Consider the following 12,050-nt stretch of genomic DNA (forward strand, 5'->3'; position numbering starts at 1 on the left):
ATATGACTGTATTGGGCGCTATTTTTCCGCTTCTGTCGCCGGTGTTCATATAACCGAAGTAAGACGGCAGGAATAATTGGATACGGCCACCTTCTCCGATGAGCGGAATACCCACTTGCCAGCCAAGGATAACGCCGTTAAGATCGAAACTCGTATTATCGTTCCCATCAAATTTTGTCCCATTCAGGAAAGTACCGGTATAAGCAACAGTAACATTACTTTGCAGGTTAGGCTTCAAGTCTGCTTTACCGCTGTCAATGATTTTGTAAAAAATACTGCCAGGATTGTGAGAAGCCGTAATACTGTTTGTTTTCAGATAATTATCAATGGTGGCGCTGTCCTTCAGGAACTGGGCATAATGATCAAATGCTGGTGCGTTGTCACTCTTGCTACATGCTGCGACGAGTAGAATAAGGAACATTCCTGCCGCCAATAAAACTTTCTGCATACGTACGATACTGTTTATGTTGGTGATTGTAAAAAAGCATATTACCTGATGTCCACCAGCTCGAGTGTAGAGATCAGGATGGCGTTGGGGGGCACAAGCAAAGGCACCCCAATACTGCCGAAAGCCATTGCCGGCGGGATGAAGAGCCTGATTTTTCCACCCTTATAGATTTTTGTCAATCCGACCTGCCAGCCAGGAATATGATCTTTCAGCTGGCGGCCGCCGAAATCGGTAGCATCAAATGAAGTGGCTACAGTTCTGCCATCAATGAGTTCGTAGGTATATTTAAGGACAGGAACAGAAGTGGGGGTTGCCCTGCGCACCTGATCCCCTATATTAATGATCTGGTAATAAACGCCTGATGGATCACGCTGGGCGGATTCCTGGCGGGCAAAGAGATAGCTGGCAATATCATTGGAAGCGGCATCGCTTTCCAGCAACAGCGCACTGCTATCCTCTTTTTTAGAACAGGCAGATAATAATATAAAAAGGCAGACAGTTAAAACTCTTATGATCTGATTCATCGGGATCAGTTTAATTTCCGGTTGCGCACAGTGTCATCAGTGTAACGGTGTTGAGCTGCTAAAGTTACATTTCCGGAGCGAATCCGGCACAAAAAAAACTCCTGCCGGAAGAACCGGCAGGAGCTGTTTATGATCATTATACAGATTAATAATCCATACCCATACCATGACCACCGCCTGGCATAGCAGGAGCAGCGGATTTAGGTTCTGGTTTGTCAGCGATTACACATTCAGTGGTCAACAGCATACCAGCGATGGATGCAGCGTTTTCCAGAGCAATGCGGCTCACTTTAGTAGGATCGATAACGCCGGCAGACAGCATTTTTTCATATACTTCAGTACGTGCGTTGAAACCGAAATCACCTTTGCCTTCTTTCACTTTCTGAACAACGATGGAACCTTCGATACCAGCGTTGGCAGTGATCTGACGGAGAGGCTCTTCTACAGCGCGTTTAACGATGGCAATACCAGTCTGTTCATCTTCGTTCTCGCCTTTCAGTTTTTCCAGAGCTTCGATAGCGCGGATGTAAGCCACACCACCACCAGGAACGATACCTTCTTCAACGGCAGCGCGGGTAGCGTGTAATGCATCGTCAACGCGGTCTTTCTTCTCTTTCATTTCCACTTCAGTAGCAGCACCTACGTACAGTACAGCAACACCACCGCTTAATTTAGCCAGGCGCTCCTGTAATTTTTCACGATCGTAGTCAGAAGTAGTTACTTCGATCTGAGCTTTGATCTGACCGATGCGGCCCTGGATATCTTTTTTCTGACCTTTACCGCCAACAACAGTGGTATTGTCTTTATCGATAGTGATGGATTCCGCTTTACCCAGGTAAGTCAGGTCAGCATTTTCCAGTTTGTAACCTTGCTCTTCGCTGATAACAATACCACCTGTGAGGGTAGCGATGTCCTGCAGCATGTCTTTTCTTCTGTCGCCGAAACCAGGAGCTTTTACAGCAGCTACTTTCAGGGTACCGCGCAGTTTGTTTACCACCAGGGTAGCCAGTGCTTCGCCTTCCAGATCTTCGGAGATGATCACCAATGGAGCGCCCTGCTGAGCAACTTTCTCCAGGATGTGCAGAATATCCTTCATGGTGCTGATCTTCTTATCGTAGATCAGGATGTAAGGGTTCTGCAGTTCAGCCTGCATTTTTTCGCTGTTGGTGATAAAGTAAGGAGACAGATAACCACGGTCGAACTGCATACCTTCTACTACTTCTACAGTAGTATCTGTTCCTTTAGCTTCTTCTACAGTGATAACGCCATCTTTGGTTACTTTTTTCATCGCTTCAGCGATCAGTCTACCAATTTCTGCGTCGTTGTTGGCAGAGATAGTAGCAACCTGTTCAATTTTCTTGTTATCGTTACCAACTTTTTCAGACTGCTTTTTCAGGTTTTCAACGATAGCTTTAACAGCTTTGTCGATACCACGTTTCAGATCCATTGGGTTAGCGCCGGCTGCAACGTTTTTCAGGCCTTCGCCAATAATGGACTGTGCCAGTACAGTTGCAGTAGTAGTACCATCACCTGCGATATCAGCAGTTTTGGAAGCTACTTCCTTCACCATCTGGGCGCCCATATTTTCGATAGCGTCTTCCAGTTCAATTTCTTTCGCAACTGTTACACCGTCTTTAGTTACACCAGGAGCACCGAATTTCTTTTCGATAACTACGTTACGGCCTTTAGGGCCCAGGGTTACTTTAACAGCGTCCGCCAGAGTATCAACACCCTTCTTCATTTTGTTGCGGGCGTCAGTATTGAAGAATATTTGTTTTGCCATAATTATGCAGAGTATTTAAAAGTTTGTTGAAAAGTAATATCACGATTAAACGATAGCCAAAATATCTGATTCTCTCATGATCAGGTAATCCTCACCATCAATCGGCAGTTCCTGACCGGAATATTTGCCGTAGAGTACGGTATCACCTACTTTTACTGTAATAGGCTCATCTTTTTTACCAGGACCGGCGGCCACCACGGTGCCTCTAACAGGTTTTTCCTTTGCAGTATCCGGGATAATGATACCGCCAGCTGTTTTCTCTTCTGCGGCTGCAGGTTTCACAATTACCCTGTCAGCTAATGGTTTAATACTTAATTTCTTAGCCATAGTAGTTTTTATTTAAAAGAAGTAGTTGATTTTGTGAATGCAACCTTGTCCGCGAGAATTATGCCAATGGCCAATTTGGGTCAAATTTGCAGACTGTAAATGTACTGCATGCCCACCGTACTGACAAATATTGACAGACCTCAGGAAAAAATGACAGTAAAAGGTTCATAACCTTACTTTCAATGGGTTACATTTCCACTGAATAACCATATACCGGAATTCGGAAATCACTGGAAGCCGAAATCCGTAATTCTCAGATTTTTTGTCTAGTTTTGCGCCCTTATACCAGTTCTTTTTTATACGATGATCAGTAGAAGAAACATCCGGGTAAAAGTAATGCAAACACTTTACGCCCTGGAAACGATGGAGCAAAGCAATATTAAGCCCGGCACGGCTACCAGGCTTTTAAATGAAAAGCTGGACCAGACCTGCCAGATCTTTACCTACTTACTTTATTCAGTGGTACAGGTGGCTCAGTATGCTGAAACAGACGCTCAGTCACGTGCATCCAAGCACTTACCCTCCGCCGAGGATCTGCAGGTAAACACTAAAATCGCAGGCAATGAATTCATTTTCCAGATAACTAATGACAAAGGTTTCCAGGTGAACCTGGAACAATGGAAAATGCGCAACCTAACCGACAGTGACCTCGTCAGGAAACTCTATAACTCCCTGCTGACCACTGACACCTATAAAGCATATATTGCCGATGAAAGCCGCTCCAGACAAGGCGAAAAAGAGATGCTGGAATTTATCTGCAAAGAAATACTGTCCAAAAACGAATCGTTCCTCCAGCACATGGAAGATAACTTCCTCCACTGGGGCGATGACGAAGAAATGATGAGCATCCTTATCAGCAATTATTTCAACAAACCACACCTTTTTAATTTCCTTCAGCTCATCAGCAAAGAAAAAATGGACTATGCCAAAGAACTGCTGCTGACCGTGATAGATAAAAAAGAATACTGTCTCGAGCTCATCAAACCCAAGCTGCAAAACTGGGACCCCGAGCGTATAGCTGCTGTGGATATGTTACTTATGGAAATGGGCGTATGCGAATTCCTGTATTTCCCAACCATCCCTACCAAAGTAACCATCAATGAATATATTGATCTGGCCAAAGCATACAGCACACCGCAAAGCGGCCAGTTCATCAATGGTATACTGGACAATATCCTCAAAGACCTTGAGAAAGAAGAGCTGGTGCAAAAACAGGATCGTCCTAAAAAATAAATGAATAAGTTATTTTTACGGCAAAATCACTCGTAAATTCATGAAAACACTGCTCTGCTTCCTTACCTGTGGCGCCATCTTCCTGGCTTCCTGCAACAGTAAAACGGCTTCGGATAAAACTCCTGCCGCCGGACAACAACTGACTATAGCAGCTGATTCAGGAAAGACCTCGCTACTCACTTTCGAAGAAAAAGTGCATAACTTCGGTGATATCTCCCAAGGAGAAAAAGTGGAATATTCCTTCAAATTCACCAACACCGGCGCAAAGCCACTGGTTATTGAAGACGCCATTTCCAGCTGCGGCTGCACCGTCCCTGAATGGCCCAAAGAACCCATCAAACCCGGTGAGGCCGGTTTCATGAAAGTGGTGTTCGACAGCCATGGCAAATCTGGGTATGTTGAAAAGGAAATCTCCGTAAAAACAAATGCTGGCGGCGGCTACATCATAGGACCAAAGATCCAGTGTAATGTCATTGTGAAATAAAACACCTTTAAATTAAACGCTTAAATCAATTATAGATGAACATCCTGAACATTTTCCTGTCTGCAGGCCCGCAAGGCGGTGGCGGTAATCCTACCATCTCTATCCTTTTCTTCGGTGGTATGATCCTCGTTATGTGGCTATTCATGATCCGCCCGCAGACTAAAAAAGCAAAACTGCAGAAACAATTTATCGATAACCTGAAAGAAGGCGATAAAATCGTTACCATCGCCGGTATTCACGGTAAAGTGAAAAAAATGAACGACAATAACACCGTACTGGTGGAAGTTAGCCCCGGCACCAACTTCACTATCGAACGTTCTGCCATCAGCATGGAATATACCCAGCAGCAACAAAAACCTGCTGACGTAAAATAATATAGCATACACTCCCAATTACGGACTGTAATTCTTGTGATGATCCTCATCATAAAAATTACAGTCCGTAATTTTTTATACCTTCGGAAACCATACTAACAGTGGAATCAAAACATTATGCTAAAGGTTGGAATCACAGGAGGCATCGGCTCCGGCAAAAGCACCGTCAGTAAAATATTTGAACTGCTGGGCGTACCCGTTTACTATGCTGATGAAAGAGCCAAGGACATCCTCGTACGCGATACCGCCCTCGCCGCAGAGGTAAAGAAACAATTCGGCGATGCCGCTTATGACGAAAATGGTACCTTAAACAGAAAATACCTCGGCAACATCGTCTTCAATGACAAAGACAAACTGGCGCTGCTCAACGCGCTCGTCCACCCCGCCACCATCCGTGATTCCAATACCTGGGCCGAACAACAAACCACCCCCTATGTGCTCAAAGAAGCAGCCCTGCTGTTTGAAACAGAATCATTCCACTACCTCGATAAAATCATTGGCGTTTATGCGCCACAGCCACTGAGGCTCCTCCGCGTCATCAAGCGCGACAACGTATCCCGTGAGGATGTGCTGGCACGTATGTATAAACAATTAGATGAATCCATAAAAATGCGTTTATGCGATTATGTTATCCAGAATGACGAACAGAAGATGGTGATCCCGCAGGTACTGGCATTACATGAACAACTACTTGCGCTGGCCGCAGAAAAGTAACACTCCCCCCGCTCCACTTACCTGGCGGATACCACCCCTCCTACTCCATCCCGATTTTCCTAACTTTGGCAAAAACTGCGGATTATGGATACTGCTCTTATTGCCCCGATACAACTGACTGACGCTGCTGCTACAGAGCTGAAAAAGCTACTGGCTGGTGGCACGGAGGCCCCCTACCTGCGTGTAGGCGTTAAAGGCGGCGGTTGCTCCGGGGCAGCATATATGCTTGGATTTGACGCACGCCAGGAAGACGATAACCTGTTTGAAGTGGCAGGTATTCCTGTAATCATGAAAAAGGCGCATGGCATGTACCTCATGGGAATGGAAATAGATTACCAGGATACGCCGGAGGCCAGGGGATTCGTCTTCAATACCCCTCAAAAATAGCATTTACTCATATAGTAAGAAGGCCCCCCGCTGTAGCGGGGGGCCTTCTTTATCAAACATTTCTCAGTTATCTCACTTTCTTATTTAGTAGCCGGAGACGCTTTCTTGTCGCTAACAGCTATTGCATCGCTTTCATTTGATAACTGATTCTTCTTGTCGAAGTCCACCAGTACAGGTGCAGCCACGAAGATAGAAGAATAAGTACCAGTAATAACACCGATCAGCATTGCGAAGGCAAAACCACGGGTTACCTCACCACCAAAGATGAACAATACCAGGATGGTCAGGAATACAGTGAGCGATGTCATGATAGTACGGCTCAGTGTATCGTTGATAGCTTTGTTGATAACAGTGTTCCTGTCTTTACCATGAGCACCCGTTTTGAAGTACTCACGGATTCTGTCGAACACAATTACGGTATCGTTCATGGAGAAGCCAATCACAGTCAGTATCGCAGCGATGAAGTGCTGGTCAATTTCCAGGGTGAAAGGTACAAAGGAACGGCACCAGGAGAATACTGCCAGCGTTACCAGTACGTCGTGCAGCAAAGAGAAGATAGTACCGATAGAGTACTGCCATTTATTGAATCGCAGCAGGATGTAAAGGAAGATCACCACTATAGACAGGATGGTTGCTTTCACCGCACCAGCGCGTAAATCGTCGGAAATAGTTGGTGAAACCGTCTGTTGTCCGATGATATAGCGGGATTTGAATACCTCCAGCGTTACAGAAGGATCATAGTATTTCTTCAGACCGTGATAGAGTTTATCTGTCACCTCTTTATCTATGTTCAGCCCCTGTTGTTCGATCTTATAAGAAGTAGTGATGTTCAGCTGGTTAGTAGTACCGATAGTTTTCACATAAGGCTCAGCATCATATTCCTGCTTCAGGGCGGCTCTTACTTCGTCCGTGTTCATTGAGTGCTCAAAGCGTACAGTGAAACTACGGCCACCGGAGAAATCGATACCGTGATCGAAACCATGGAAGAAGGATGATACACCTGCAACCATTACCACCGCAGAGATGATATAAGCGTATTTACGTTTACCAACGAAATCGAAGGAAATGTGCTGGAACACTTTACGGGAAATCGGAGTAAAGTACTCGAAATGTCTTTTCCTGTTTGTCCACCAGTCAGTAACCATGCGGGAGATCAGGATACCGCAGAACAGCGACAGCAACAGACCGATGATCTGAGTTGTAGCAAAGCCCAGTACGGGACCAAGACCGAAATAGAACAAGATGATCGCAGTAAGCAAAGAGGTAACGTGTCCATCCAGTACAGGAGCGTAAGAACGTTTGTAACCGTGTGATATAGCATCCTGGTATGATCTTCCGTGTGTCAGTTCATCCTTGATCCTTTCGAAGATGATTACGTTGGTATCCACAGCCATACCGATGGTGAGTACCAGACCGGCGATACCAGCCATAGTGAGGGTAGCTCCCAGGGAGGCAAGGATGCCGAAAGTAAACAGCAGGTTCAGAACCAGGGCGATATTGGCAACCCAGCCGGCAGAGTTATAGTATACCAGCATAAGTACAAATATGATCACGAAGGAGATCATGAATGATTTGGCGCCGGCAGCGATAGACTCAGCACCCAGTGTAGGTCCTACGATCTGTTCCTGTACAATCTGTGCAGGAGCCGGCATTTTACCTGATTTCAGAATGTTCGCCAGGTCATTGGCTTCTTCAATAGTAAAGCTACCAGTGATAGAAGAACGTCCGCCAGCGATCTCACCCTGAATAGAAGGTGCAGAGTAAACGATATTATCGAGTACTACAGCCACGAAGTTCAGTGTAGCAGGATCTTTCGGATTAGCGGGAGCCAGTTCGCCGGTCAGCTTTTTCCATTCATGGGCGCCGATGTTATCCATCGTCATACTGATCTCAGGCTGGTTGTTCTGGTCCATATCCTGACGGGCATCCACGATCCTTTCACCACCTACCCTTGGTTCAGGGTTAGTCGGGTTTACTTTCAGTACATAAACAGGGATCGGGCCGTACTTGTCAGTTTTATTTTCAGGGCCGAAAGCGAATACTGCATCTTTAGGCAGAATAGCTTTTACGGCAGGCAGCTGCAGGTAGTGATTGAAGGTAGCGGTATCTTTAGGCAGTATGCGGCCTATAGAAGAGCTGGGGAACAGCGTACCTGACTGCGGATCAATATTAGGGAACAGTACAGTGAACAGAGGATTCTGTTTCTGCTGCTGTTTGATCTGGAATTCCTGTGAATTTTTGCCGGTATCAGCTTTAGCAGTGCTTTTGCCGCTGTCTTTTGCGAGATAGTCGCTGAGACTGCCTGTTTTGCTGGAATCACCTTTGGCTGCAGCCTGAGCTACAGCAGCTTTTGCGGTATCTGCAGCAGGAGTTTCCGGCGTATTGCCCAGGGAATTACGGATCGCCTCGTTCATTGGAGACAATACGTTCTGGAAGAAATCAGGGCTGTTTTTATATACCTCTCTGAATTCCAGCTTAGCGGTGGCCTGCAGGTATCTGCGTACACGCTCAGCATTGTCCACACCAGCCAGTTCCACAGAGATCAGGCCTTTATTCTCATCAAGGCTGATATTGGGCTGCGCCACACCAAACTTATCGATACGTTTCTGGAGTACGATGTAGGTGTTTTTAATGGCAGCACGTGACTCCTTGCGGATCATATCCAACACCTGCTGGTTCGAAGAGTTGAAGTTGATGTCTTTCTGGTAAGCGTTCGCGAAGATGGTCGCCAGTTTGCCCTGTGGAGCCACTTCTGCATATGTTTGCCCGAACAAAGTAACAAAGTCAGCCTGGTTTGATTTTTTACGCTCGGTAGCCAGGTCCAGCGCCCTGTTGAAGGCTGCGTCCTTGGACTGACCGGATAAAGCCCGGATAACATCTTCCACCTTTACTTCCAGCACCACGTTCATACCACCAACCAGGTCAAGACCAAGATTCAACTCTTTTTCTTTTGCCTTGTTGTAAGTAACATACCAGGGGAAACCCGCAATCTGTTTATTGCTGGTGCTGTCGATGATCTGTTGTCTCTTTTGTTTAATAAACCCTTTCAGCGTATCAGAGTAGAAAGCCTGCAGCTCTTTGCTACTCGGATATTTCTGCTCGGCGGTAGGGAATTGTTTGGCCACGTCATTTTCGGCCTGCTGCTCTATCTTCTTCTCATAGTTCCGCACCAAAAACGTGAAGGACAATTGGTACAAAGAGATAAGGATCAGTGCGATGGCAAAAAATCTTACCAGTCCTTTTAGTTGCATGTTGTTTGTTTCGGGTTTATAATAAAAAATTTTTTAGAGTTGCAAAGATAGAATTTAAATTGATATATTAAAGCCCTTATAAAAAGAGGCTCAAAATCAATACAATCCTGGCTTTGCAGGGATGTTGACATATTTTTTTGCTAAATCCGTGATTCTGGTTTCTTCCTGTTTTGGTATAAAATCTTTGCTTTCTAACACTGTAATACGGGCAAATATATGGAAACGCAACATTATCAAGCCACAGATAATTTCCGGGAGATTCTTCCCGGACGGCTGAAAGGCCCTCTGGACAAGGTATTCGGCGCCGCCGCTGCACACAGGCTTCAGATCATCTATACCCGCATTGACCGCGATGACAAGCAGCAGCCTCATTTCACAGATTACAGGTTCGGAACGGGCGAGGGATATTATTGCTACCCTGCCTCTACAGTTAAACTCCCCGGCGCCATTCTGGCCCTGGAAAAGCTCAACAACCTGGGCATAACCGGTCTGAACCCGGATACTCCCATGCTCACCGACCCCCTGCCGGGTATCAATCCGGGAGTACAGCACGACCATTCCGCAGCCGGCAAGCTACCATCTATCTCCCATTATATCAAAAAAATATTCCTTGTAAGCGACAATGACGCCTTTAACCGCCTTTATGAATTCATTGGCCAGGAGACCTTCAACAGGCGTTTGTGGGAGCTTGGCTTCAGGCAAGCCCGCATATTGCACCGCGTTGGGCTCCCCCTCCACAGTGAAGCTAACCGCCATACCAATCCAGTTACCTTCAGAATCGGGCGGCAACTACTGTACGAACAACCAGCGGCATACAGCGAACTGCAATTTGGTCCCAGGAATGATCTCGCCGGCACAGCCCATATCGACCACCGGGGCAAAAAAATAGACGCCCCAATGGACTTCTCCCACCGTAACAGACTGCCACTGGTTTGCTTGCATGAAATCATGCACCGCCTATTTTTTCCGTCAACTGTAACAAAAGAACAACGTTTCCGTTTAACTGAAAACGACCAGCGTTTTTTATATCATTGGATGTCACGCTATCCGGAAGAATCAACCAATCCGGCATACGACCGGGAACAATATCATCAGGCGTATACGAAGTTTTTGTTGTATGGAGGACAAAAAGACCTGGCGATACCGGACCATATCAGGATATACAACAAACCCGGATGGGCTTATGGCTTTTTAACAGACACCGCTTATATTGTGGATACCAGCAACAAAATCGAGTTCCTCCTCTCGGCCAGCTTATTGGTAAACCACGACGGTATGCTGGGAGATGACCAACGAGCCTTTGAAGAAACAGGCAAACCTTTTTTGAAGGCCTTGGGAGAAATGATCTATGAGATAGAAAAAAGGCGGGAAAGAAAGTATCTTCCTGACTTTCATCATCTTAAAGCAGATTTTCATCCATATACAATAATAAAATAAACACTTACTAAATAAACTGTGCGCAAATGCTAACAAAGAAAAATCGTGTATGGGCCATAGCAGCCCTGTTTGGAGGAATTTTAGGATTATCCGCCTGCCTGAAATCCGGCGACAACATCATTCCACGTCCGCCTTTTTATGTAGCATTCATCAATGCTGCAACCACACCTTCCAGTATGGATATTTTCCAGGATAACAAGAAACTCAACAATACTGCTCCTTTTCCAATGGGAGCAGGTAGCGTTTTACCTGTGCCGGTAGCAGGCACTTACGCTTTTTCTTTCAGGAACATCAATGGAGTTGGTCTGGATTCTGTTACGCGGCAGTTCGATTCTCTTCAGGCTTATACCATTATTACATATAACCAGGGTGGTGGCACATTCAGATCTCTGCTACAGAAAGAGGATCTTTCCAATACTAGTAACCAGAAGATCAATTTCCGTTTCCTCAACCTGAGTACTAATACACCAGCAGTAGATCTCTATTTCAATGATGTAAAGGTTGACTCTAATCGTACCTATGGTTTCTCTGCCAGCTGGATAAACATCAACCCGGCACTCGATGCGTATACATATAAAGTAAAACTTGCCGGCACTGATTCCGTAATTGCGCGAGGCGGTGATGGTACGCCAGCACAATTATCCACAATGGATGTTTACACATTTTTCTTAACAGGCCTTGCTGGTTCTACTGACAATGCTACGAAGCTGAAGATATCATATACCCGTCATTACCTCCGATAACTAATTGCAAATGCATTGTCAAAGTGGTATCTCAAAATTGGGATACCACTTTTTAATTAAAAATCTGTGAGATTCATTCCTACATATCAGAGTTGTCAAGTAATACTTTGTTGATTTCCCATAACATCTAACTCTTATATTTAACTAATCTTTGTAACCCGTCCTATATTTTTCATCACATCAATCTAAACTTATGAAATTCCTTAAAATGTTAACCGTACTCTGTTTACCCGTTTGTTCCCTATTGGTAAGCTGTACAAAAAGCAATGAAATTTCTTCGACTTCTTCCTCAAAGAAAATAGATGAAAAGGCCATCAAAGAAAGTTTGGGAAACTATCTGTCTTT

12 protein-coding genes are annotated in these 12,050 nt (G+C 45.3%); 7 read left to right on the forward strand and 5 right to left on the reverse strand.

The window, feature by feature from the left end:
- From VM802_RS05795 to VM802_RS05810, 4 genes are all read right to left on the reverse strand, one after another.
- Positions 1–448: FKBP-type peptidyl-prolyl cis-trans isomerase (locus VM802_RS05795; protein ID WP_325528883.1), on the reverse strand; the 448-nt coding region annotated here is incomplete at its 3' end.
- 41 nt (positions 449–489) lie between these two features.
- Positions 490–972 (reverse strand): FKBP-type peptidyl-prolyl cis-trans isomerase, encoded by a 483-nt coding sequence (locus VM802_RS05800; RefSeq protein ID WP_325528884.1) that lies wholly within the window; start codon positions 970–972, stop codon positions 490–492.
- A 145-nt stretch (positions 973–1,117) separates the two neighbouring features.
- Positions 1,118–2,755: a chaperonin GroEL gene (gene groL, locus VM802_RS05805; RefSeq protein WP_325528885.1), complete on the reverse strand. Its 1,638-nt coding sequence runs from the start codon at positions 2,753–2,755 to the stop codon at positions 1,118–1,120.
- 45 nt (positions 2,756–2,800) lie between these two features.
- Complete coding sequence (locus tag VM802_RS05810; protein ID WP_325528886.1) at positions 2,801–3,082, reverse strand: co-chaperone GroES; 282 nt, start codon at positions 3,080–3,082, stop codon at positions 2,801–2,803.
- A 336-nt stretch (positions 3,083–3,418) separates the two neighbouring features.
- Here VM802_RS05810 and nusB point away from each other — a divergent pair, with 336 nt between their 5' ends.
- The 5 genes from nusB to VM802_RS05835 all read left to right on the forward strand — a co-directional run bounded on the left by nusB (position 3,419) and on the right by VM802_RS05835 (position 6,274).
- Entirely contained in the window at positions 3,419–4,315 is an 897-nt protein-coding gene (gene nusB / locus VM802_RS05815; protein ID WP_325528887.1) for a transcription antitermination factor NusB, read from the forward strand.
- A gap of 40 nt (positions 4,316–4,355) precedes the next feature.
- Positions 4,356–4,799, forward strand: coding sequence for a DUF1573 domain-containing protein (locus tag VM802_RS05820; RefSeq protein WP_325528888.1), 444 nt, complete (start codon positions 4,356–4,358; stop codon positions 4,797–4,799).
- A gap of 35 nt (positions 4,800–4,834) precedes the next feature.
- On the forward strand, positions 4,835–5,173 hold the full coding sequence (yajC, locus tag VM802_RS05825) for a preprotein translocase subunit YajC (protein ID WP_325528889.1): 339 nt from the start codon (positions 4,835–4,837) through the stop codon (positions 5,171–5,173).
- 117 nt (positions 5,174–5,290) lie between these two features.
- Positions 5,291–5,887 carry a dephospho-CoA kinase gene (gene coaE / locus VM802_RS05830; RefSeq protein WP_325528890.1) on the forward strand — a complete coding sequence of 199 codons (597 nt, stop codon included), beginning with the start codon at positions 5,291–5,293 and terminating at the stop codon, positions 5,885–5,887.
- 84 nt (positions 5,888–5,971) lie between these two features.
- Positions 5,972–6,274, forward strand: a complete 303-nt coding sequence (locus VM802_RS05835; protein WP_325528891.1) for a HesB/IscA family protein — start codon at positions 5,972–5,974, stop codon at positions 6,272–6,274.
- A gap of 80 nt (positions 6,275–6,354) precedes the next feature.
- Here VM802_RS05835 and secDF read toward each other — a convergent pair whose 3' ends face one another.
- Positions 6,355–9,525, reverse strand: a complete 3,171-nt coding sequence (secDF, locus tag VM802_RS05840) for a protein translocase subunit SecDF (RefSeq protein WP_325528892.1) — start codon at positions 9,523–9,525, stop codon at positions 6,355–6,357.
- A gap of 216 nt (positions 9,526–9,741) precedes the next feature.
- Between secDF and VM802_RS05845 the strand changes: the two genes are divergently transcribed.
- Together VM802_RS05845 and VM802_RS05850 are read left to right on the forward strand one after the other, a co-directional pair.
- Positions 9,742–10,962, forward strand: a complete 1,221-nt coding sequence (locus VM802_RS05845; protein ID WP_325528893.1) for a serine hydrolase — start codon at positions 9,742–9,744, stop codon at positions 10,960–10,962.
- A gap of 26 nt (positions 10,963–10,988) precedes the next feature.
- Complete coding sequence (locus tag VM802_RS05850) at positions 10,989–11,705, forward strand: DUF4397 domain-containing protein (RefSeq protein ID WP_325528894.1); 717 nt, start codon at positions 10,989–10,991, stop codon at positions 11,703–11,705.
- Positions 11,706–12,050 lie beyond the last annotated feature (345 nt).

Source organism: Chitinophaga sp. (assembly GCF_035538455.1).
GTDB lineage: Bacteria > Bacteroidota > Bacteroidia > Chitinophagales > Chitinophagaceae > Chitinophaga.